The 21141-nt window shown below is 68.9% G+C and carries 22 protein-coding genes and 1 riboswitch; of the genes, 6 read left to right on the top strand and 16 right to left on the bottom strand.

From position 1 onward, the window contains the following. Window positions 1–22: 22 nt before the first annotated feature. The 7 genes from JI745_RS19340 to JI745_RS19310 all read right to left on the bottom strand — a co-directional run bounded on the left by JI745_RS19340 (window position 23) and on the right by JI745_RS19310 (window position 5319). Entirely contained in the window at window positions 23–460 is a 438-nt protein-coding gene (locus JI745_RS19340; protein WP_201810764.1) for a hotdog fold domain-containing protein, read from the bottom strand. After that, window positions 457–891, bottom strand: coding sequence for a MarR family winged helix-turn-helix transcriptional regulator (locus tag JI745_RS19335; protein WP_201810761.1), 435 nt, complete (start codon window positions 889–891; stop codon window positions 457–459). Before JI745_RS19335 ends, JI745_RS19340 begins: the two co-directional genes overlap by 4 nt. Window positions 892–1034: 143 nt before the next feature. After that, window positions 1035–1982, bottom strand: coding sequence for a tyrosine recombinase XerC (gene xerC / locus JI745_RS19330; protein WP_201810758.1), 948 nt, complete (start codon window positions 1980–1982; stop codon window positions 1035–1037). 5 nt (window positions 1983–1987) lie between these two features. Then, window positions 1988–2665, bottom strand: a complete 678-nt coding sequence (locus tag JI745_RS19325) for a DUF484 family protein (RefSeq protein WP_310738704.1) — start codon at window positions 2663–2665, stop codon at window positions 1988–1990. Next, window positions 2662–3519, bottom strand: a complete 858-nt coding sequence (gene dapF, locus JI745_RS19320; RefSeq protein WP_201810752.1) for a diaminopimelate epimerase — start codon at window positions 3517–3519, stop codon at window positions 2662–2664. Before dapF ends, JI745_RS19325 begins: the two co-directional genes overlap by 4 nt. Before the next feature lie 36 nt (window positions 3520–3555). After that, on the bottom strand, window positions 3556–4446 hold the full coding sequence (locus tag JI745_RS19315) for a lipid A biosynthesis acyltransferase (protein ID WP_310738703.1): 891 nt from the start codon (window positions 4444–4446) through the stop codon (window positions 3556–3558). 6 nt (window positions 4447–4452) lie between these two features. Continuing rightward, the gene (locus JI745_RS19310; protein WP_201810750.1) at window positions 4453–5319 is read right to left on the bottom strand and encodes a lysophospholipid acyltransferase family protein; all 867 of its coding nucleotides are present in this window, start codon (window positions 5317–5319) and stop codon (window positions 4453–4455) included. A gap of 134 nt (window positions 5320–5453) precedes the next feature. Between JI745_RS19310 and metK the strand changes: the two genes are divergently transcribed. Both metK and JI745_RS26815 read left to right on the top strand, forming a co-directional pair. Beyond that, window positions 5454–6638 (top strand): methionine adenosyltransferase, encoded by a 1185-nt coding sequence (metK, locus tag JI745_RS19305; RefSeq protein ID WP_201810747.1) that lies wholly within the window; start codon window positions 5454–5456, stop codon window positions 6636–6638. A 140-nt stretch (window positions 6639–6778) separates the two neighbouring features. Next, window positions 6779–7624 (top strand): AraC family transcriptional regulator, encoded by an 846-nt coding sequence (locus JI745_RS26815; protein WP_201810745.1) that lies wholly within the window; start codon window positions 6779–6781, stop codon window positions 7622–7624. Between the two features lie 207 nt (window positions 7625–7831). Here the strand turns inward: JI745_RS26815 and JI745_RS19295 are convergent, their stop codons facing one another. From JI745_RS19295 to JI745_RS19280, 4 genes are all read right to left on the bottom strand, one after another. Next, entirely contained in the window at window positions 7832–9664 is a 1833-nt protein-coding gene (locus tag JI745_RS19295; protein ID WP_201810743.1) for an ATP-binding protein, read from the bottom strand. Window positions 9665–9677: 13 nt separating this feature from the next. After that, on the bottom strand, window positions 9678–10334 hold the full coding sequence (locus JI745_RS19290; RefSeq protein WP_201810741.1) for a response regulator transcription factor: 657 nt from the start codon (window positions 10332–10334) through the stop codon (window positions 9678–9680). Window positions 10335–10405: 71 nt separating this feature from the next. Continuing rightward, window positions 10406–10966, bottom strand: a complete 561-nt coding sequence (locus tag JI745_RS19285) for a carboxymuconolactone decarboxylase family protein (RefSeq protein ID WP_201810738.1) — start codon at window positions 10964–10966, stop codon at window positions 10406–10408. Window positions 10967–11053: 87 nt separating this feature from the next. After that, on the bottom strand, window positions 11054–11818 hold the full coding sequence (locus JI745_RS19280; protein WP_201810735.1) for an SDR family oxidoreductase: 765 nt from the start codon (window positions 11816–11818) through the stop codon (window positions 11054–11056). A 109-nt stretch (window positions 11819–11927) separates the two neighbouring features. Between JI745_RS19280 and JI745_RS19275 the strand changes: the two genes are divergently transcribed. Next, window positions 11928–13025 carry a DNA glycosylase AlkZ-like family protein gene (locus JI745_RS19275; RefSeq protein WP_201810733.1) on the top strand — a complete coding sequence of 366 codons (1098 nt, stop codon included), beginning with the start codon at window positions 11928–11930 and terminating at the stop codon, window positions 13023–13025. A 3-nt stretch (window positions 13026–13028) separates the two neighbouring features. Here the strand turns inward: JI745_RS19275 and JI745_RS19270 are convergent, their stop codons facing one another. From JI745_RS19270 to JI745_RS19250, 5 genes are read right to left on the bottom strand one after another with little or no spacing between them, the layout of a single operon-like run. Beyond that, window positions 13029–13973 (bottom strand): MBL fold metallo-hydrolase, encoded by a 945-nt coding sequence (locus tag JI745_RS19270; RefSeq protein WP_201810731.1) that lies wholly within the window; start codon window positions 13971–13973, stop codon window positions 13029–13031. Beyond that, window positions 13970–15154: a YbfB/YjiJ family MFS transporter gene (locus tag JI745_RS19265; RefSeq protein WP_201810729.1), complete on the bottom strand. Its 1185-nt coding sequence runs from the start codon at window positions 15152–15154 to the stop codon at window positions 13970–13972. The genes JI745_RS19270 and JI745_RS19265 overlap by 4 nt, the downstream gene beginning before the upstream one ends. A gap of 4 nt (window positions 15155–15158) precedes the next feature. Then, window positions 15159–15959 carry an HAD-IIB family hydrolase gene (locus tag JI745_RS19260; RefSeq protein WP_201810727.1) on the bottom strand — a complete coding sequence of 267 codons (801 nt, stop codon included), beginning with the start codon at window positions 15957–15959 and terminating at the stop codon, window positions 15159–15161. Then, a complete protein-coding gene (locus tag JI745_RS19255) occupies window positions 15956–16549 on the bottom strand; it encodes a TetR/AcrR family transcriptional regulator (protein WP_201810725.1) in 594 nt (197 codons plus the stop codon). The genes JI745_RS19260 and JI745_RS19255 overlap by 4 nt, the downstream gene beginning before the upstream one ends. Next, entirely contained in the window at window positions 16546–17778 is a 1233-nt protein-coding gene (locus tag JI745_RS19250) for an MFS transporter (RefSeq protein WP_236675052.1), read from the bottom strand. Before JI745_RS19250 ends, JI745_RS19255 begins: the two co-directional genes overlap by 4 nt. 151 nt (window positions 17779–17929) lie before the next feature. Beyond that, window positions 17930–18004: riboswitch (S-adenosyl-L-homocysteine riboswitch) on the top strand. An 83-nt stretch (window positions 18005–18087) separates the two neighbouring features. On the opposite strand from JI745_RS19250, the gene ahcY reads away from it, so the two are divergent. The 3 genes from ahcY to metF are packed head-to-tail and all read left to right on the top strand — an operon-like array spanning window position 18088 to window position 21132. Next, complete coding sequence (ahcY, locus tag JI745_RS19245; protein ID WP_201810723.1) at window positions 18088–19518, top strand: adenosylhomocysteinase; 1431 nt, start codon at window positions 18088–18090, stop codon at window positions 19516–19518. Between the two features lie 5 nt (window positions 19519–19523). Beyond that, entirely contained in the window at window positions 19524–20282 is a 759-nt protein-coding gene (locus tag JI745_RS19240; protein WP_201810721.1) for a TlyA family RNA methyltransferase, read from the top strand. A 13-nt stretch (window positions 20283–20295) separates the two neighbouring features. Next, window positions 20296–21132 carry a methylenetetrahydrofolate reductase [NAD(P)H] gene (gene metF / locus JI745_RS19235; protein ID WP_201810717.1) on the top strand — a complete coding sequence of 279 codons (837 nt, stop codon included), beginning with the start codon at window positions 20296–20298 and terminating at the stop codon, window positions 21130–21132. Window positions 21133–21141 lie beyond the last annotated feature (9 nt).

Genomic DNA, 21141 nt, shown 5'->3' with positions numbered 1-21141 from the left:
CGCCCGATGGCGGTTGCCATCTTCAGTGCTTGACGTTCATCGTGATCACCGCATTGAACACCTTGGTGCCTTCGGTGTCATAGGCCGCCACCGGCACCTCGATGTTGCCGGGCTTCGACCAGTCGACGCCGTCGGCCTCGGTCACCACGCGGATGTCGGTCTTGGCCTTGGCCAGGTACTGCACCGTCATGCCGATGGGCAGCCAGCGCGCACCCTGCGGAATCGACACATCGGTGCAGGTGCCCGCCACGAGCTCGGCACCGTTGCACAGCGCGATGGCGTGTACCGTGCCGATGTGGTTGTGCACCTTCCGCTGGTTGCGGACGCGCACTTCGGCAAAGCCCTTGCGCAGCTCGATGAACTGCGGCTCGATGCTGGCGAAGTACGGCGCCACGTTGCCGATGGCGGCGGAGAAAGCCTCGGGGCCGAGTTGCTGGAAGAGGGCGAGGTTCTGGCTCATTTCGTGGACTCCGTGCTGAAGTTGATGGACGCGGCGTGTTGGAGAAAGCGCGCGACGACCGCGAGTTCGTCGTTGGTGAACCCCTTGGTGAGCTGGGCGTTCACGCGTGCGAGCAGGGGCTGGGCCTGCGCCACCACCTCGCGGCCCTTGTCGGACAGGTAGAGGCGGCTCGAGCGCCCGTCCTGCTCGCAGGGCCGGCGCTCGATCAGACCGTTCTCTTCCATGCGACTGACGAGCCCGGTGATGGCCGAGTTCTTGAGTTGCAGTTGCGCCGTCAGGTCCTTCAACTGGCAACCCTCTTCCGACTGGATGGCGAACAGCGCCACGACCTGCGTGCCCGACACCTCGAGCCCGGTGCTGAACACCCGGTCGGCCGAACGGAACAGGTTCTGGCGCGCTTGCGCGACCAGGTGGAAAAGACGTGGTTTCACGAGCCGCACATCCATTTGCTACGCATGCGGACTATATTATTCCGCATGCGTAGTAATTGCAAGGGCAGCGAGGCAAGATCGAACAACGCCCGAGGGTCCGGCTCCGCCGGCCCGATGGGTGGCGCCCCTCGGGGGCAGGAGCGTCAGCGACTGGGGGGCCGTTTTTTTGCCCGAGGGTGGGCGGCGTCGTACACCTTTGCGAGGTGCTGAAAGTCGAGCTTGGTGTAGACCTGGGTGGTCGAGATGTTGGCGTGGCCCAGCAGCTCCTGCACGGCGCGCAGGTCACCGCTGGACTGCAACAGATGCGACGCGAACGAATGCCGCAGCATGTGGGGGTGCACATGCGTGGGCAGGCCGGCTTGCAGTGCGCGTGTCTTCAGCCGTGAACGCACCTGGCTCGCGGTGAGCCGTGTGCCGCGCTGACTGACGAAGAGCGCCGGCTCACCCTGCGCCGCCATCGTGGCGCGCTGTTCGAGCCAGGCCCGCAAGGCCGCAAGCGCCGGCCCGCCGACGGGCACGCTGCGCCGCTTGCGGCCCTTGCCCAGCACATGGGCCGCGGCGTCGGCGGCGTCGATCCAGCCCGCCGCCTCGGCGCTCGGTTGCACGTCGAGCGCGACCAGCTCGCCGACGCGCAGGCCACAGCCATACAGCAGCTCGACGATGCAGTGGTCGCGTGCGGCCAGCGCCGGGTCGCTGTGTTCGTCGGCCTGCTCGGCGAGCGCCACGGCATGGTCGACCGACAGCGCCTTCGGCAAGGGCTTGGCCGCCTTGGGCGCGCGCACGCCTTCCACCGGGTTCAGCGAGACGAGCCCCTCGCGACCCGCCCAGCGGTAGTAGCCGCGCCAGGCCGACAGGATGAGCGCGATGCTGCGCGAGGCCAGCCCCTTCGCATGCAGCTGCGCGGCCCAGCGGCGCACGTGGTGCACCTGCGCCACGCGCGGTGACGCGAGCTTCGCTTCGGCCGCAAACGCCTGCAGGCGCTGCAGCGCATCTTGATAGAGCGTGAGCGTGCGCTGAGCCAGCCGCCGCTCGACTTCGAGGTGAACAAGATGCCGCCGCAGGTCCTCGTCCAGGCTGGCGGCTTCAGTCATGGCGCTCAGGTGACCGGCAACAGGCGCGCGAGGCCGGCGCTCGCGATCTCGCCGATGCGCACCAGGAACTCGGTGCCCATGTCGGCGCTGTAGCGCGTGGGGTCGGGCGAGGCCAGCACCAGCAGGCCGAAGGCCTCGGGCACGCCGCCGTGGTGCAGCGGCACCAGCGCCATCGACGCCACCGAGCGGGGGTCTTCCAGCCACGAGGCGGCTTCGAAGCCGGCATTGACGCCGCAGTACGGCAGGCTGAGGCTCGACGCGAAACTGCGCGCGTCCTCGCTCACCGGCTTGGCGAAGCCGAGCATGCTGAACGCCTCGGCCGCGCCCCACACGCGGATGGCCGCCTGCGGGATCAGGAACTGGTGCTTCAACTCGCTGACCAGCACGCCGGGGAGGTCACCCGGGTTCGTGGTGAGCATGATGGCGCGCGTCCACTTGTGCAGCTTGTCGGCGATGGCCACGTTTTCCTGGCCGTGGCGGATCATCTCGACGATGCGCTGCTCCAGCCCGCGGTGCTTCTCGCGCAGCATCTCCATCTGCCGCTCCTGCAGCGAGACGGCGCGCTGCCCGTGCGGGCTCATGATCTGGATGGTCGCCAGCAGCTCGGCATGGCGCTCGAAGAAGCCCGGTGTGTTGGCGAGGTAGTTGGCGATGTCCTGCTCGGTGATGCCTTGGATGCTCACAGCGAAATTTCTCCTTCGAAAACGGTGACGGCCGGGCCGGTCATCAGCACGGGTGACGTGCCGCCCTGCCATTCAATGGTGAGCCGGCCACCGCGCGCTTCCACGTCGACACGCGCATCGAGCAGGCCGAGGCGGATGCCGGCCACGACGGCGGCACAGGCGCCGGTGCCGCAGGCAAGCGTTTCGCCGGCCCCGCGCTCGTAGACGCGCAGGCGGATATGGCTGCGGCTCACCACCTGCATGAAGCCGGCGTTGACCTGGCGCGGGAAATGCGGGTCGGCCTCGACCAGGGGGCCGTGGACCTCGACCGGCGCGTGATCCACGTCGGCCACGACCTGCACCGCGTGCGGGTTGCCCATCGAGAGCACGGCCACTTCGTCGACCACGCCATCGCCCACGTCGAGTGGCCAGAGCTCGAAGTCGCCCTGCCGGCGCGACGTGGCGCCCTGTGGGTCGAACGGAATCTGCGCGTGCTCGAAGATCGGCGCGCCCATGTCGACTGTCACGCGGCCGTCGTCCTGCAGGCGCAGCTCGAGCAGCGTGTTCATGGTGTCGACACGGATCACCTTCTTGTCGGTGAGGCCGCGGTCGCGCACGAAGCGCACGAAGCAGCGCGCGCCATTGCCGCATTGCTCGACCTCGTCGCCACTGCCGCCGTTGAAGATGCGGTAACGGAAGTCCACGCCCGGGGTGCGGCTCTTCTCGACGACGAGGATCTGGTCGGCCCCCACGCCGAAGCGGCGGTCGCCGAGTTGGCGGTACTGCTCGGGCGTCAGGTCGAGCGGCTGTTGCGTGGCATCGAGCACGACGAAGTCGTTGCCCGCGCCTTGCATCTTGGTGAACCGGAGTTGCATCTCCCGATTATCCGGCCGCTTTGCGAAAAGCCCTCGTCAGTACAACGACGGTTCGCCCGCTGGCCTGGTCTTGAATCGCTTGTGCACCCACAAATACTGCGCCGGGTTGCGGCGGATCTCGCTTTCGATCCAGCGGTTCATCGCGGCGGTGTCGGCTTCCGCATCGTCGGTGGGGAAATCCGGCAACGGGTCGCCGAAGCGCACCTTGTAGCCCTGCCCGCCCGGCAGCATCTCGGCCACCACCGGCTGCACCACCATGTTCAGCGCCTTCGCCATGCGCGACGGTGCCAGCAGCGTGGCCGCCGGCACGCCGAAGAAGGGCACGAAGGCGGCGTCACGCTCGCCGAAGTCCATGTCGGGCAGGTTGAAGAAGGCGTGGCCCTTGCGGATGGCGCGGATGAGCGGCAGCGCCTTGTCGCTGCGCGGGAAGATATCGGCCTTGTCGCCGAAGCGCAGGCGACCCTTGCGGATGATGTCGTCCATCACCGGATTGCTCTGGGCCTGGTACATCGAACAGGCGTACTGGTCCTGGAACAGCAGCACCGCCACGCCGGCCACGTCGAGCCCCATGAAGTGCGGCACCAGCCACATCACCGGGCGTTCGCTGCGTTCGGCGAGCTTCACGTCGCCTTCGACATGGATCATCGCCTTGAGCCGCTCGGCCGGTGCGAACCACAGGAGGCTGCGCTCGAGGATGCTGCGGCCCAGCCAGCGGAAGTGCTCGCGCGCCAGGTGCTGCCGCTCAGCCGGCGTCTTCTCGGGAAAGCACAGCTCCAGGTTGCGCAGCGCCACGCGCCGGCGCGCACCGGCCAGCACATACAGCAGCCGCCCCATGCCATTGCCGACCGCGGCCAGCCACGACAGCGGCAACAGGTGCAGGCACCACATCACCGCCAGCAGCAGACGAGCCCCCCAGGTTGCGGCCACGTGGTGTCACTCCTCTGAATCGGCGCCGGCGGCGGCCTGGGCCCGAGGCGCCTTGTAGCGGTGGTAGCCCCACAGGTACTGCTGCGGGCACTGGCGGATCAAGCCTTCCATCGCACGGTTGATGGCGGCGGCGGATTCTGCGCCATCCGCGGGCAGCGGCTCGGGGAAGGGAAAGAAGCGCTGCACGTAGCCACGGCCATGCGGCAGCCGCTCCACCCACGTCAGCAGCAGCTCGGCGCCGGTCTGCTGCACGAGGCGGGTGGCAAGCGTCATGGTGTAGGCCGGGCGCCCGAAGAAAGGCGCCCACACGCCCATGCCTTCGGGCGGCACTTGGTCGGGCAGCAGGCCCACCATCTCGCCCTTGCGCAAGGCACGGATCATCTGGCGCACGCCGGCGAGCGAGGCCGGTGCGGCGAAGAGCTGGGGCCGCTCCCGCGAGGTCTTCACCAACTCGCGCAGCCAAGGCTTGCGGGCCGGCCGATAGAGAACGGTAATCGGGCGGGTGGCACCGAAGCGTTCGGCAATCGCCTGCGCCGCCACTTCGAAGGACCCCATGTGCGGCGTGAGCAGCAGCACGCCCTTGCCTCGGGCCAGCGCCGCGTCCAGCAGGGCTTCGTTCTCGAAGCGCACGCGCGGGAGGATGGGGTCGTCGGGCCGCCGCATCCAGAGGTACGGCAGCTCCATGACCATGCGCCCGGCGGAGGCAATGGCCGGCTTCCACTGGGCCGGTTGCAGCCCGGCCTGGGCGCCATTGGCCGCCATGCGCCGGCGGTAGGTGGGCGACAGGCCATAGGTCAGCCAGCCCATCAGGGTGCCGAGAATGTGAAGCAATGCGAGAGGCAAACCCGCAAAACAACGGAAAAGCGTGAGCATCTGCTTCTTATAATCAGCGCCATCGCCGAGTTACTGAACAACTTGCGGGGCGATCCAAAAATCCTGCTAAAGCGTTCGCCGCTCTCTGAACACCAGCCCGGCAACGCAATCTGCAACCAACTGGAGTTTAAAGAGTGTCCAACGACTTCCTCTTCACGTCTGAATCTGTCTCCGAAGGCCACCCCGACAAGGTCGCCGACCAGATCTCCGACGCCATCCTCGACGCCATCTTCAAGCAGGACCCGAAGAGCCGCGTCGCCGCCGAAACCCTCACCAACACCGGCCTCGTGGTGCTGGCCGGCGAGATCACGACCAACGCGCACGTCGACTACATCCAGGTCGCGCGCGACACGATCAAGCGCATCGGCTACGACAACACCGAGTACGGCATCGACTACAAGGGCTGCGCGGTGCTCGTGGCCTACGACAAGCAGTCGAACGACATCGCCCAGGGCGTCGACCACGCCTCCGACGACTACCTCAACATCGGTGCCGGCGACCAGGGCCTGATGTTCGGCTACGCCTGCGACGAGACGCCGGTGCTGATGCCCGCGCCGATCTACTACGCCCACCGCCTCGTGGAGCGCCAGGCCCAGCTGCGGAAAGACGGCCGCCTGCCCTTCCTGCGCCCCGACGCGAAGAGCCAGGTCACCATGCGCTACGTCGACGGCAAGCCGCACTCGATCGACACCGTCGTGCTGTCGACGCAGCACAGCCCCGACCAGAGCGAGAGCGCCACCAAGCTGAAGCCCAGCTTCTACGAGGCGATCATCGAAGAGATCATCAAGCCCGTGCTGCCCAAGGAGTGGCTGAAGGAGACCAAGTACCTGGTCAACCCGACCGGCCGCTTCGTCATCGGCGGCCCGCAGGGCGACTGCGGCCTGACCGGCCGCAAGATCATCGTCGACACCTACGGCGGCGCCTGCCCGCACGGTGGCGGCGCCTTCTCGGGCAAGGACCCGTCGAAGGTCGACCGCTCGGCCGCCTACGCCGCACGCTACGTGGCAAAGAACGTGGTCGCCGCCGGCCTGGCGCGCCAGTGCCAGATCCAGGTCGCCTACGCCATCGGCGTGGCCAAGCCGATGAACGTGACGGTCTACACCGAAGGTACCGGCGTGATCTCCGACGACAAGATCGCCGCGCTCGTCAACGAGCACTTCGACCTGCGCCCGAAGGGCATCATCCAGATGCTGGACCTGCTGCGCCCGGTCTACGAGAAGACCGCTGCCTACGGCCACTTCGGCCGTGAGGAGCCGGAGTTTTCGTGGGAAAAGACCGACAAGGCTGCTGCCCTGCGTGCAGCGGCGGGCCTCAAGTAAGGTCTCCGCCATACCGAAAGCAAGGGGCCGCTCACGCGGCCCTTTTCTTTTGCGGGGCGCAGTCACTCACCCCAGCAAGGGGGATGGGGCCGCGAAGCGCACGTTCATACACTTTTTGCAGCAGTCTCGCGAGTGTCCCCGTGCCCCAGCCTCCCCTGATTCCCTACACCGAGCTGCCGCTCGACGGCCTGGATGCGGAGCGTGTGGAAGCGCTGTGGGTCTTCGTCGCGAGCGGCCCCGATCTGCAGCGGGTGCTGCCCGACGGTCGCACCGACATCGTGGTGCGCTTCCACCTCGAAGCCGACCACGACACCATCTCGCGCCCCCGCCTCGTGATCGCCGGCCCGACGCTCGACGTGCGCGGTGTGCCCGCCCAGGCCGGCACCGGCCTGCTCGGCCTGCGATTCAAGCTGGGGTGGGCCGGCGCGTGCCTCGGCATCTCACCCAAGCTGCTGCGCGACCGTGAACTTCTGCACGACGAGGCCGACGCGCTGCTCCCGCTGCATGCTGATCGCCTGAAGCGTTGCCGCAGTCTCATCGAGCTCAAGCAGATGCTGGTGTCGACCGCACGGGAGCTGCTGCAGCAGGCGCGCACGACTCCCGGGCAAGTGCTCGCTGCCGAGGCCGTGCGCCTGCTGCGCAGTGCACCGCAGCGGCCGGACCTCAAGCTGCTGTGCCGGCAACTCGGTGTCTCCGAGCGTGCGCTGCGGCGCGAAGTGCTCGAAGCGGTGGGCGTGCCCTTGCGCAGCCTTGCGAGCATCGTGCGCTTTCACCGCGCCATGATGCTGATGCGCGAACCCGGCGCACGCCCGAGCGAGGTGGCCGCAGAAGCCGGCTACAGCGACCAGGCCCACATGAACCGTGAATTCCGTCGCTATGGGGGCTTCACACCCGCAGTGCCGATGGAAGCGTCGCTCATCGGGCGCAGCACCCCGCCGGGCGGCGCAGGCCGAAACGTTCAAGACCGTTGGGACCCGCGTCACTAGGATCAGCGCCGATACATCGCTGTCACGCCAAGAGAAGTGCAAGGGAGAGCACGTGCGAGGCAGGTCGAGATCGGCTCACGCGAATGATGGGCCGTCCGGTCCGGCCTGGTACGTGTGAGGTAGAGGGGGAAGCGGCGAGGGCTTGTCGGCCGGTACCGGCAAGTCCTCGCTGGGCTTCGTCAGCCCGACCGGCCCACCAACGGGCGCTCAGGCCCTGCCGGCCGCCTGCAGCGGCCAGTGCAGCACCACCGCCGTGCCGCCCTCCACGCCCGGCTCCACACGCAACAGCGCCCCGATGCTGGTCGCACGCGATTGCATGTTGGACACCCCATGACCGGCCCCTTCGCGCTGCTCCGGCAGGCCCACGCCGTTGTCGGTCAGCGAGAGCTCGATCGCGGCGCCCTCCTCGGCCTCGACTAATTGCGCCTGCACCGCCACCTCGGTGGCGCGCGCATGCTTCAGCACATTCGTGAACCCTTCGAGCAGGATGCGCTGCACCTGCAGCACCGACTGCGGTGACAGCTGCGGCAGGGTCGGCAGTTGCGACACGTCCCAGCGCACCTGCACGCCCGCAGCGGCCAGGCGCGGTTGGAGGCGATAGCGCAAGGTCGCCAGCACCGCCACCAGGTCCCCATGCACCGGCTGGAGGGAGTCGACGGCCATGCGCATCTCGTCGAGCGCCTGCTTCACGTGCTCTTCCAGCACCTGCGGGTCGGTGTTTCGCTGGCCGACCATGCTCAAGAGGCCCACCAGCTGCGAGCCCACGCCATCGTGGATCTCGCGCATGATGCGCTGGCGCTCGGTGAGCACGGCTTGCTCCTGCTGCTGCTTCTGCAGGTCGCCGAAGGCCTGGTGCAGTTGCTGCTCGCGCTCGGCGACACGCTGCGCGAGGTTGGCATTGAGTGCACGGTAATCGGCCACCGAGCGGCTGTAGCGCTCGGCCACCAGCCCCGCCATGATCAGCACGAAGAGGAAGATCGCGTGCGGGGTGAGGTTGTTGCGCAGGCCGGTCGAGTGGCTGAAGCGCACGAAGCTCAGGTCGTAGATGCCGGCGCCCACCGCGATGACCGCCGCCACCACGAGCAGCCAGCCGAAGCGACCCCGCCCTTGGAAGGCCGCACGCACGATGATTGCGAGCGTGGTCAGGCCCACCGGCACCAGCAGGGCCAGCCCGGCGGTGTAGAGCATCGGCTTCGCGAGCGCAAACGAGGCGATCGACAGCACCGAGGCAAGCCCCATCACGAAGTAGATGGCACGCCCTGTCCACGCCGGCGCAGCGCCAAGCGCCAGCAGCGCGAAGCGGCAGATCAGCGCCAGGTGGCAGATGTACGCCACCCCCGCGATGCCCCCCCAGAGCGGCCACCACACCGGCACGTCGGGCCAGACCTGGTCGAGGTTGCGCACGACGCCGAGGAAGGCCGCCGCACTGAAGCAGCCATACAGCGGGTCACGCTGGCGCCACCACAGCACGCCGGCCAGCCCGCCCATCACGGTGAGGCTCACCGCAAAGATCACCGCCGAAAAATGGCGCCAGCGCCGCTGCTGGTCGTAGAGCGGTTCCACCGCCGCCTGCGTGCCGTAGAGCACCAGCGACAGGCCGCCCCAGCGCTGGCGCTGGATGGTCACGTCGACCCGCAACTCGTTGGGTCGGTCGGCGTGCAGCAGCGATGCGGGCACGCTGACGAGGTAGGGCGTCTTCGCCGCATTGAAGAGCGGATCGCCCAGCGTGCCCAGGCGCTGCACCGTCACCCCGTTGACCTGCACCAGCACCTGGTTGCCCACGCGCGAGAAGAGCAGCGCCATCGGCTCCTCGTGCGCGCGGGGCGGCAAGGCCAGCCGATAGGTGGCGCGGCCGTCGCGGCCCGGGAAGTCGATGTCCCAGCGGCGCGCGAGGTCGACCTCGCCATCGCGCGGCTTCAGGCCGTCGGGGTGCAGGCTGGCCTGGGCGCGGTCGAGCGTGATCACGGTGTCGGCCGCGGCAGCAGGTGCGGCGCACAGCGCCAGGCAGAGGCCCAGCCACACGAACAGGGCGCGCATCATCCCTTGCGCACCATCAACCGCGAAGAAGCCCCAGCTGCCGCGCCTCGAACACGGCCTCGGTCTTGTTGTGCACGTCGAGCTTGCCGTAGATGTTGCGCACGTGGGTCTGGATGGTGCTGACCGACAGGCCCATCTGCTGGGCGATCTCGGGGTAGATGAAGCCGCGGGCGATAAGGTCGAGCACTTCCGATTCGCGCTTCGACAGCGCCACCGGCACGCCCACGCGGGGCGCCGTCGGTGGTGCGCTGGCCTGCCAGCGCACGAGCAGCTGGCGGGCGATGATGGGCGACATCGGCGAGCCGCCGCCATGCAGGCTCAGCACGTGCGCCGCAAGGTCGGCCTCGGTACCGTCTTTCAGCAGGTAGCCACCGGCGCCGGCCTCGAAGGCCTGCAGCATGTTGGCCTCGTCGGCAAACATCGTGATCACCATCACCGCACAGGCCGGCTGCATGCGCCGCGCCTGGCGGATCACCTCCAGGCCGGGCGTGTCGGGCAGGCCCAGGTCGACGAGCAGCACGTCGACCGCGTTTTCGGCAAACCAGGTCAGCAGCTCCTGCGCGGTGCCGGCGGCATGCAGCAGGCGCAAGGTGGGCTCCGCGGCGATGACGCGCTGGAAGCGCTCGCGCACGCGGGCATCGTCTTCGACCAGGGCGACGGTGATGGGCTCCATGAGGCTCGGATGTTCTCATGGCGCCTCGTGCGGGAGCGCTCTTTCACCTCCTTAGAACAAGGGAGGATGGATCACTCACCCTCGGGAAAGCGCGCAGCACCGGCCTCGAGCGGCAGGCGCAGCGCGTTGGTCAGGTAGGCGACCGTGCGGTAGAAGCCACACAGCATCAAGAGCTCCAGGCACGCCGGCTCGCTGAACCGGGCGCGCAGCGAGGCCCACAGCGCATCGTCGACCTCGCAGCCGTGGTGCAGTGCGTCGCACAGGCGGATCAGCACGCGGTCCTCGTCGCTCCAGCAGGCGTCGTCGGCACTGCCATGCACGGTCGAGGCGAGCTGCGCACCGTCGAGCCCGGCCTTGGCGGCGAAGCCGCGCACGTGCACGCCCCACTCGTACTCCGAGCCGCACAGCGCCGTGGTGCGATGGATCACAAGCTCGCGCTGGCGCAGCGTGAGGTGGCCACGGTCGAGCAAGCCGCCGGCGAAGAACTTGCCGAAGAGCCGCGGATCGCGTGCCAGCGTGGTGAAGAGCACCAGCGGCGGCATGCCGGGCGGCATGATGCGGTCGATGGCGGCCTGGACCTCGGGCGGGAAGGGTGGCGCCGCGGGGGCGATGCGTGCTGTGGCGACCGTCATTGGAAGCTCCTTGCTTCTGTTTTCATAGCAGCCACTCTAGTGGCGCCGCTACGAAAAGTAAAGCAAGAAGTCCGGCCGCCCCAAACCTCAACTGCGGTTGATCGACACCCCACCGTCGGCCAGCAGCGCGGTGCCGGTGACGAACGACGATGCATCGCTCGCCAGGAACAGCGCCGCCTGCGCGATCTCCTCCGGCGCCGCGATGCGCTTGAGCGCGAAGAGGCTCGACAGTGCCGCGCGCGCCTCAGGCGTGCCGACGAGCGGTGCGGCCATGGGCGTGTCGGTGCCGCCGGGCAGCAACGCGTTGGCACGGATGCGCTGCGCGCCGAACTCGGCTGCCGTCACCTGCGCGAGCGCGATCAAGCCCGCCTTGGCCGCCGCATACGCCGCCAGGCCCGGGAAGCCGACGGTGTGGCCGACAAAGCTCGAGGTGAAGATCAGCGAGCCGCCGCCCCGCTTCACCATCGCCGGGACCTGGTGCCGCGCGCCGAGGAAGGCGCTCGTGAGGTTCGCTTCGAGCGTGTGCTGCCAGGCCTCGCGTGTGAGCTGCGGCATCGGCGCCACTTCACCCAAGGTGCCGGCATTGTTGAACGCGATGTCGAGGCCGCCGTAGCGCTGGGTCGCGAGCTCGACGAGCGCCTGCGCGTACGCCTCGTCTCGCACATCCCCCGCCAGTGCGACGGCGTCGCCACCCTCGGTGACGATGCGGTCGACCAGCGCGTTCAACTGCGCCTGCCGCCGCGCCGCCACCACCAGCTTCGCGCCTTCGCGTGCGAAGAGCCGCGCCGTCGCGAGCCCGATGCCCGAGCTCGCGCCGGTCACCAATGCCACCTTGTCTTGCAATGCCTTCATGTGTGCTCCCACGTGTGTTGAGGAGTCCGCAGTGTCGAAAGCTGCAAGCCTGCTGACATGCCATTTCCGGACCTGTACATCCGCACCCCGCCCACCACAGAATCGACGCATGCCCGCCACCCTCACCGTCGACGACCTTCGCCGCTACGCCGTCGCACGCACGCTCTTCACACCCACCACGCTCGCGCGTGCGATCCAGAAGCTGGGCTTCGTGCAGGCCGACCCGATCCGTGCGCCAGCACGCGCACAAGACCTCACCCTGCGCCACCGCGTGAAGGGCTACCTTGCCGGCGACCTCGAGCGCCGCTACGCACGCCTGCCGGTCGAGGAAGACTGCTTCGTCAACTACGGCTTCCTGCCGCGCGAGCACCTCGCCCTGATGCACCCCCGCGTGGCGGCGCACCCCTGGAAGCCCACCACCAAACGCCAGGCCAACGAGGTGCTCGCCTTCGTGCGCGAGCGCGGCCAGGTGCACCCGCGCGAGGTCGACGAACACTTCGCGCACGGGCGCGTCACCAACTACTGGGGCGGCTCGTCCAGCGCGAGCACCAAGCTGCTCGACGGCATGCACTACCGCGGCCTGCTGCGCGTGGCGCGGCGCGAGAACGGTACGCGCATCTACGAAGTGGCCGCGCATCCGCAAGGCGACGACAGCCCGGCCGGCCGCACGCTGCGTGCCGCCGCGCTGATCGAACTCATCGTCCGCAAATACGCGCCCTTGCCTGCATCGAGCCTCGTGTACCTCACGCGGTTGCTCGGCTACGGCGCACCGCACCTGAAGACGCAGACCCAGGCGGCGATGCGTCTCGCGCGCGAGCACCTCGCGAGCCTGCAGCTCGACGGCACCACCTGGTACTGGCCGGCCGACGAGAACCCGCGCGCCGCACGACACGCACCCGCCGAAGAAGTGCGCCTGCTCGCCCCCTTCGACCCCATCGTCTGGGACCGCCGCCGCTTCGAGCTGCTGTGGGGCTGGACGTACAAGTTCGAGGCCTACACACCCGCCGCGCAGCGCAAGCTCGGCTACTACGCGCTGCCGCTGCTGTGGCGCGACCAGGTGATCGGCTGGGCCAATCTCTCGACGGGCACCGGCACCCTCACGCGCGAGCTCGGCTTCGCCAGCGGCCGCGCGCCGCGAGACACGCTCTTTCGCCGCGAGCTCGACGCGGACCTCGCACGCCTGGCGACGTTTCTGGCGCTCGATTGAGGCTCAACCGGCCAGCAGCCGCTCGCCGTCCCAGCGCGCCGCACCACTGGCGACCAGCTCGCGCGCCAGCGCTTCGCCCCAGTCGGCCGGTGACGGGGCTTCGCCCTGCCCGGCACGCGTCCAGACGCTCGCAAAGTAGCGCGTGCGGGCCACCCACTCGCGCAGCTGCGCCAGCGTCTCGCCCTGCACTTCCATCAGGTGGTAGCTCACCAGCACCTTGGCCGCATAGCGCGAGTGGCGCTGCGGATCGTTGACGAACGCCGCCAGCCGCGCACGCGCGCGGGCGAGTGCCGCGGTGACGTCGGTGAACGGCCCGCCGTGGCCCGGCACGACCAGGCGCACGGGCAGGCGCTCGATCACGTCGAGCACACGGCCCACGTCGGCGAACGCGGCCTCGCCTTCGAGCTCGGGGAAGACGACACCGAAGCCGTTCTCCCACAGCGCATCGGCCGAGATCAAGAGGCCATTCGCCGCGTCGAAGAGGATGACCGATTCGGGGTCGTGCCCCGGCGCGGCCATCACCTCGAAGCGCCGCCCACCGGCCTGCAGCACCTCGCCGGGCGACAGCGTGCCGTGCAATGTGAAGCGTTCGCAGCGCTGGCCGGTCGGCGCATAGCTCAGCGCCTCTTCGTCCCAGCGCCGCACCGCCTCGGCCTGGCCGGGGGGCGTGATCACCCGCGCACCGAAGGCCCGCTGCAGCGTGGCATTGCCGCCGCAGTGGTCGGAGTGCAGGTGCGTGTTGACGATGCGCGCAAGCGGCCGGCCCTGCAGCGCGTGGCGCAGCAGCGCTTCGGTCTGCGCCGCGTGTGAGACGTGGCCGCTGTCGACGAGCACGGCGCCGGGCTCGTCGCCCTGCGCGTGGATCAGCACGTTGTTCGACGACAGCCAGCCGCGCTCGAAGACGGTGAGGCCGGACAAGGCGGGATCGTCACGCAGGTTGATGCTCATGGAGTCTGCTCCGTCATCGGCAAGGCACGCTGGCAGGAGGCCAGAAGTGCACCCAGGGCCAGCACCCCGGCCGACACGGCGAGGCCTGCGCGCAGGCCGCCCGCCCCGTCGGCCAGCCAGCCGACGAGGCTCGGGCCCACGATCTGCCCCGCCGCAAACACGATGGTGAACGCGGCGATGCCGGCCGGCCAGGCCGCCGCCGCGAGGTTGTGCCGCACCAGGGCCGTGGTCGACGCCACGACCGACAGGAACACGCCGCCGAAGAGCACGCCCGAGGCCAGCACGGCCAGCGGGTGCGTGCTCAGCACCGGCAGCACGGTCGCGACGGTGAGCACGCCGTTGAGCACCGCCATCGGCCGACCGCTGCGGTGCCGTTGCAGGAGCCCGGCCCAGACGAACGACGACGCGATCACGCCCGCCCCCAGCGCGCCGTAGAAGACGGTGATGAAGCCATGGCTCATCTGCTGCTCGCGCAGCAGCGTCACCACGAAGGTCATGTAGCCGATGTAGCCCAGGCCGAAGAGGAAGTACGACGCCAGGCCGAAGCCGAGGCGCGTCCACCCCGAGGGGCCGTGCGCCGCCGAAGCCGCCGCCGCAGCGCTGCCCACCCCGCGGGTCGCACGCGCCGCGACCAGCGTGGCCAGCAGCGCGACGGCACCGAGCGCGGCCCACGCCCAGCGCCAGCCGTGCCCATCGGGCAAGGCCACCAGCGGCGGCACGAGCAGAGCCGAGGCGATGATGCCGGCGCCCGTGCCGCCGTAGTAGATGCCGAGCACGAGGCCCGAGGGTGCGCCGGTGAGGCGCGCTGCAAGCAGGCCACCTGACACGAAGGTCGCGGCACTCGCCACGCCGGTGAGCAGTCGCAGCGCATAGAGCGTGTTGTCGGCGCGCGCCAGGCCGTGCGCCGCGAGCAGGCCCGCCGCCGAGACGCTGCCGGCGATCAGCAGGGGCCGCGCTCCCCAGTGCGCGAGCGCACGCGGCATCAGCAGCGCACCCAGCAGGTAGCCGGCGGCATTGGCGGTGTTCATCGCCCCGGCGGTGAGGTAGCTCCAGGCGAGGTCGGCCCGCATCGGCGGCAGCAGCAGCGCATACGAGAAACGTGCGAGCCCGAGCGACACCGCGGCGCCGAGCGCCAGCGCGGTGGCGATGGCAAGTGGTGGCAAGGGTCGTGTGCTGCCCATGCCTTCAGCGCGCGGCCAGCAGCGCCTGCGCCACCTGCGCGAAGCCCTGCCCGCGTTCGCCCACCGTGAGGTAGGTCGGCCAGGTGTGCAACTGCTCGCGGAAGTGCACGAGGTTGGCCACGCCCACGCTCAGGGGGAAGTGCCCGAACATCAGCTGGTCGTTGGTGGAGTCGCCCACGTAGACCCAGCGCTCGTGTTCGGCATCGAGCTCGCGCTTGAGGAGCCGCTGCACGATCCAGCGTGCGCCCGAGAGCTTGGTGTGGTCGCCGAACCAGCCGTTGATGTGGATCGAGCTGACGGTGGCCGTCATGCCCTCTTCACGCATCACCGCCACCACCTGGTCGATGCGGGCCTGGTCGAGCTGCACGAATTCGCTGTGGTCGACGGCGATGTCGGTGGCGCGGCCGGCGCTGTCTTGCGCGAGCGTCGCACCGGGCACTTCGCGCACCACCCGTGCCGCCACCTCGCGCAGGCGGCGCGCGTTGTGCTCGCGGGTGTGTGCGTCCTGCGCGTATTCGATGCGCAGCTCGCCACCTTCGCGAAAGAGTGCCACCGAGCCGTTCTCGGCCACGATGGCGGCGATCGGCCACTGGCGCGCGAAGGGCTCGCTCCAGCCCATCGGCCGGCCGGTGATCGCGATGACGGGGATGCCAGCCGCCTGCAGGTCGTGCAGGGCTTTCAGTGCGTCACCGGTGATCGCGCCGGTGGTGGTGAGCGTGTCGTCGATGTCGGTCAAGACGCCCAGCACCGAGCGCGCGTGTTCGATGGGCAGCTCGGGCCAGGGGCGGGAGGGAATGGGATTCATCGGGCCGAGTCTCGCGCATCGCGGCCGAGGGCAACGCCGGCATGGCGCAACAGCACGCAGGCCGCCTCGCGTGCCGACGCGGCCACCTGCGGGTCGCCGCCGCGCACCATCGACACCGCCACCGCCCCTTCGAACAGCACCATCAGCTGTTCGGCCAGCAGCGCCGGCTCCTCGACCTTCAGCTGCTGCAGCAAGGCCTGCACGTGCGCCAGCCGCCGCGCCTTGTGCTCCGACGCCACGCCCACCGCCGGGTGCTGCCGCTCGCCGCTCAGCTCGGCCACCGCGTTGACGAAGGCGCAGCCGCGAAAGCGCTTGCTGCCGAACCACTTCGCCAGGCCGTCGAAGAGCCCGAGGATCTGCTCGACCGGCGGGCCCTCGAAGGGAATCGCCTGGCCGGTGCGGCGCGCGAGGTAGGCCGCCACCAGCTCGTCCTTGCTCGGGTAGTGCTTGTAGAGCGTGCGTTTGCTGATGCCGGCCTGGGCCGCCACTGCATCCACCCCCACGGCCTGGATGCCCTGGCCATAGAAGAGCGCGTCGGCAGCTTCGAGGATGCGGTCCTTCATCGGCACCGCGGAGACGGCGCTCTTCATGCAGGCACCGGCACCGGCGTGCGGGGACCGGGCGGCTTCGCGACCGCCGCGGCGCACTGCACGAGGCCCGCGACCAGGCCCACGCCCACGCCGATCTGCCACGCGAGCGTGTACGAGCCGAGTGCGTCGTAGATGAGCCCGCCGCCATACGCGCCGACGAAGCTGCCGACCTGGTGGCTCATGAAGGCCACGCCGCCAAGCATGGCCTGCCAGCGCACGCCGAAGGTCTCGCTGATTGAGCCGGCCACGAGCGGCCCGACGCCCAGCCACAGGAATCCCATGATGGCGGCGAAGAGCAGCGTGCTGCCCGGCGTGGGGGCGGTGACGAAGTACCAGGCGATGCCGATCGAGCGCAGCACGTAGATGCCACCGAGCAGCAGGAGCTTGTTCCAGCGCCCGCCGGCCCAGCCGAAGAAGAGGCTGCCCAGCACGTTGAACCCTCCGATCACGCCGAGCGCCTGGGCCGAGAGCATGGGGTCCATGCCACACAGCGCCAGGTACGAGGGCAGGTGCGTGGTGAGGAAGATGAGCTGCATGCCGCAGACGAAATACGCCGCGGTCATCACGACGAAGGGCGCATGGCGCAGCGCCCCTTTCACCACGTCGCCGGCGCTCTTGTCATCGCCGCCCGGCGAGGGCGGCACGGGCATCGCGTCGGCCTTGCCCGCGTACCAGGCGGCCGGCAGGATGACGAGCGACAGCACGATGAAGCCATAGAGCCCGACACGCCAGCCCGAGGTCTGCGCGAGCGCCTGCCCGAGCGGCGCGGCCATCAGCGCGCCCAGCGAGCCGGCGGCCGACACGATGCCCAGCACCGAGCTGCGCACCGCCGCCGACACCGCCCGCGAGGCCACCGCCATCGCGAACGCCGGCCCGGTCAACGCCATCGAGGCACCGATCGCCACGCCCGCGCCGAGCAGCACGCTGATGAAACCCTGAGCCGTGGCCAGCAGCACCAGGCCCACGATGTAGAGCAGCGAGCCGGCGAGCATCAGCCGCTTGTAGCCCAGCCGCACCGCCACCGCGCCGGCCCACGGCTGCAGGAAGCCCCAGGCGAGGTTCTGCACCGCCACCGCGAGGGTGAAGTCGGAGACCGAGATGCCCACGTCCTTGGTGAGCGGCGGCATGAAGATGCCCAGGCTCTGCCGCAGGCCCATGCTGAGGCTGAGCATCAGCGAAGCGCCGATGAGGATGGGCAGGGCGGGCCCCAGGCCGCGCAGTTTCGACATCGGCGTCTCCTCGTGATGCGACCGGAAGGTACACCGATCGGTTTACCTCATCGTGCGCCCGCCGGAAAATCCCGTCAGTCTCTGGGGTGACAGTCGCGACTGCCAAAAACGACATGGCGCCGCGAAAAGCGCTGCACTACAATCCGCCCCACTTTCCGAGGAGCGTTGCAAGGCACCACCTCGTGCCCCAGGCTCGGAAATCGAATTGCAACCGCGCTCACCCGCACGATGGTTCCTCGTGGGTGAGTGGACAGATCCCTCTCTCATCGTCAGCCGTCTGCGGGTTCCTTGATCGACATGGAGCCCCACATGAACGCAGCCGTCCTCAAACCCACCACCGACCACGCCATCCGCGACCTCTCGCTTGCCGACTGGGGCCGCAAGGAAATCAAGATCGCCGAAGGCGAGATGCCGGCCCTGATGGCCATCCGCGCCGAGTACGCCAAGACCCAGCCGCTCAAGGGCGCGCGCGTCACCGGCTCGCTGCACATGACCATTCAGACCGCCGTGCTGGTCGAGACGCTGCAGGCGCTGGGTGCCGAAGTGCGCTGGGCCTCGTGCAACATCTTCTCGACGCAAGACCACGCCGCCGCCGCGCTGGTGGCCGCCGGCACCCCGGTGTTCGCGCACAAGGGCGAGACGCTCGCCGAGTACTGGGACTTCACCCACCGCATCTTCGAGTTCGGCCCCAAGGGCTCGGCCACCGAAGGCCCGAACATGATCCTCGACGACGGCGGTGACGCCACCTTGCTGATGATCCTCGGCAAGAAGGCCGAGAAGGACCCGTCGGTCATCGCCAACCCGACGAGCGAAGAAGAGACCTGCCTCTTCGCCTCGATCAAGGCCAAGCTGAAGGAAGACCCGAGCTGGTACACCCGCAAGTCGGCCCAGATCATCGGCGTGACCGAAGAGACCACCACCGGCGTGCACCGCCTGAAGGAAATGAGTGCCAAGGGCACGCTGCCCTTCCGCGCCATCAACGTCAACGACAGCGTCACCAAGAGCAAGTTCGACAACCTCTACGGCTGCCGCGAGTCGCTGGTCGACGGCATCAAGCGCGCGACCGACGTGATGATCGCCGGCAAGATCGCCGTGGTCGCCGGCTACGGCGACGTGGGCAAGGGCTCGGCGCAGGCGCTGCGCTCGCTGTCGGCGCAGGTGTGGGTGACCGAGATCGACCCGATCAACGCCCTGCAGGCCGCGATGGAAGGCTACCGCGTGGTCACGATGGACTGGGCTGCCGACAAGGCCGACATCTTCGTCACCACCACCGGCAACAAGGACGTCATCACGCACGACCACATGAAGGCGATGAAGAACAACGCCATCGTGTGCAACATCGGCCACTTCGACAACGAGATCCAGGTCGCGTCGCTCGAGAAGTACGAGTGGGAAGAGATCAAGCCGCAGGTGGACCATGTGATCTTCCCTGACGGCAAGCGCATCATCCTGCTCGCCAAGGGCCGCCTGGTGAACCTCGGCTGCGGCACGGGCCACCCCAGCTACGTGATGTCGTCGAGCTTCGCCAACCAGACCATCGCGCAGATCGAGCTCTTCACGCACCCCGACTCGTACGACATCGGCAAGGTCTACGTGCTGCCGAAGCACCTCGACGAGAAGGTCGCCCGCCTGCAGCTCACCACGCTGAACGCGCAGCTCACCGAGCTGACCGACGAGCAGGCCGCCTACATCGGCGTGCCGAAGCAGGGCCCGTACAAGCCCGACACGTACCGCTACTGATCCCGATGCGCGCCGACCAGTTGATCCTTCAACGGGGCCTCGTGCCCACCCGGTCGGCCGCGCAACGGTTGATCGAGCGCAACGCCGTGCGCTGGCTCGGCCCCAAGGGCTGGGCCGTGGTGAACAAGGCGGGCCTCGACGTGCCCGAAGACTGCGAGATGGAGATCACCGACGACGCGGAGCTGCGCTTCGTGTCGCGCGGCGGGCTCAAGCTCGAAGGGGCCTTGAAACACTGCAGCATCGATGTGACCGGCATGAGCTGCCTCGACCTCGGCCAGAGCACCGGTGGCTTCACCGATGCGCTGCTGCAGAGCGGTGCAGCGAAGGTAGTCGGCCTCGACGTGGGCCACGGGCAACTGCACCCGAAGCTCGCGGGCGATGCCCGCGTGACGAGCTACGAAGGCATCAATGCACGCGATGTCGCGGGCAGTGCCTTTGCAGCAGCGCATGCCGAGCACAGCTTCGACTTCGTGACCGCCGACCTGTCGTTCATCACCTCCACGCACGTGCTGCCGACGATGGTGACCTACCTGAAGCCGGGCGGCCACCTGCTGCTGCTGGTCAAGCCGCAGTTCGAGCTGCAGCCGGCGCAGATCGGCAAGGGCGGCATTGTGAAGGACCCGGCGCACTTCGTCGAAGTCGAGAACCGCCTGTGGCAGGCCTGCAAGGCGCAGGGCCTGAAGGTGCAGCAGTATTTCCAGAGCCCCATCCAGGGCGGCAACGGCAACACCGAATTCTTCGTGTGGGCGAAGCAGCCCGCCTGAGCAAGGACAGACGATGAAGAGACTTCCGATCAGCCTGGAATTCTTCCCTCCCAAGACACCCGAGGGCGTCGAGAAGCTGGCCGTCGTGCGCCAGAAGCTCTACGCGCTCAAGCCGGAGTTCTGCTCGGTGACCTACGGCGCCGGCGGCTCCACGCAAGACGGCACGCTGGCGGCCGTGCAGGCCATCCTCGCCGAGGGCGTGGACGCGGCCTCGCACTTCACCTGCATCGGTGCCAACCGCGAGTCGGTGCTGGCCAAGATCGAGCAGTTCAAGGCCGCCGGCATCAAGCGCATCGTCGCGCTGCGCGGCGACCTGCCGAGCGGCTACGGCGGCTTCGGTGAGTTCCGTTATGCCAGCGACCTGATCGCGTTCATCCGCGAAGCGACCGGCCACCACTTCCACATCGAAGTGGCCTCGTACCCCGAGATGCACCCGCAGGCACGTTCGCCGCAGGACGACCTCAACGCCTACCTCGCCAAGGTGCGCGCGGGCGCCAACTCGTCGATCACGCAGTTCTTCTTCAACGCCGACGCCTACTTCCGCTTCGTCGACGAGGCCCGCAAGGTTGGCGCCGACATCCCGGTCGTGCCCGGCATCATGCCGATCACCAACTCCGCCGGCATCATCCGCTTCGCCGACAACTCCGGCGCCGAGATCCCGCGCTGGATCCGGCTGCGCCTGCAGTCGTATGGCGACGACGTCGATTCCATCAAGGCCTTTGGCCTCGACGTGGTCACCGCGCTGTGCGAGAAGCTGATCGCCGGCGGTGTGCCGGCGCTGCACCTGTACACGATGAACCAGTCGGTGGCGCCGCTCGAGATCTGCCGCCGGCTCGGCCTGCACGCCTGAAGTCGAACG

The organism is Piscinibacter sp. HJYY11 (assembly GCF_016735515.1).
Taxonomy (GTDB): Bacteria; Pseudomonadota; Gammaproteobacteria; order Burkholderiales; family Burkholderiaceae_C; genus Rhizobacter.
The sequence above is the reverse complement of the archived record's forward strand: the minus strand, read 5'-3'. Positions and strand labels throughout refer to the sequence as shown.

Coding starts and splice junctions, on each gene's coding strand:
- JI745_RS19275 (WP_201810733.1), top strand. CDS start 11,928: ATGCCCGCCACCCTCACCGTCGACGACCTTCGCCGCTACGCCGTCGCA.
- JI745_RS19255 (WP_201810725.1), bottom strand. CDS start 16,549: ATGAAGAGCGCCGTCTCCGCGGTGCCGATGAAGGACCGCATCCTCGAA.
- JI745_RS19340 (WP_201810764.1), bottom strand. CDS start 460: ATGAGCCAGAACCTCGCCCTCTTCCAGCAACTCGGCCCCGAGGCTTTC.
- JI745_RS19295 (WP_201810743.1), bottom strand. CDS start 9,664: ATGATGCGCGCCCTGTTCGTGTGGCTGGGCCTCTGCCTGGCGCTGTGC.
- JI745_RS19260 (WP_201810727.1), bottom strand. CDS start 15,959: ATGAATCCCATTCCCTCCCGCCCCTGGCCCGAGCTGCCCATCGAACAC.
- xerC (WP_201810758.1), bottom strand. CDS start 1,982: ATGACTGAAGCCGCCAGCCTGGACGAGGACCTGCGGCGGCATCTTGTT.
- dapF (WP_201810752.1), bottom strand. CDS start 3,519: ATGCAACTCCGGTTCACCAAGATGCAAGGCGCGGGCAACGACTTCGTC.
- JI745_RS19265 (WP_201810729.1), bottom strand. CDS start 15,154: ATGGGCAGCACACGACCCTTGCCACCACTTGCCATCGCCACCGCGCTG.
- JI745_RS19285 (WP_201810738.1), bottom strand. CDS start 10,966: ATGACGGTCGCCACAGCACGCATCGCCCCCGCGGCGCCACCCTTCCCG.
- metF (WP_201810717.1), top strand. CDS start 20,296: ATGAAGAGACTTCCGATCAGCCTGGAATTCTTCCCTCCCAAGACACCC.
- JI745_RS19250 (WP_236675052.1), bottom strand. CDS start 17,778: ATGTCGAAACTGCGCGGCCTGGGGCCCGCCCTGCCCATCCTCATCGGC.
- JI745_RS19240 (WP_201810721.1), top strand. CDS start 19,524: ATGCGCGCCGACCAGTTGATCCTTCAACGGGGCCTCGTGCCCACCCGG.
- JI745_RS19310 (WP_201810750.1), bottom strand. CDS start 5,319: ATGCTCACGCTTTTCCGTTGTTTTGCGGGTTTGCCTCTCGCATTGCTT.
- JI745_RS19290 (WP_201810741.1), bottom strand. CDS start 10,334: ATGGAGCCCATCACCGTCGCCCTGGTCGAAGACGATGCCCGCGTGCGC.
- JI745_RS19280 (WP_201810735.1), bottom strand. CDS start 11,818: ATGAAGGCATTGCAAGACAAGGTGGCATTGGTGACCGGCGCGAGCTCG.
- JI745_RS19270 (WP_201810731.1), bottom strand. CDS start 13,973: ATGAGCATCAACCTGCGTGACGATCCCGCCTTGTCCGGCCTCACCGTC.
- ahcY (WP_201810723.1), top strand. CDS start 18,088: ATGAACGCAGCCGTCCTCAAACCCACCACCGACCACGCCATCCGCGAC.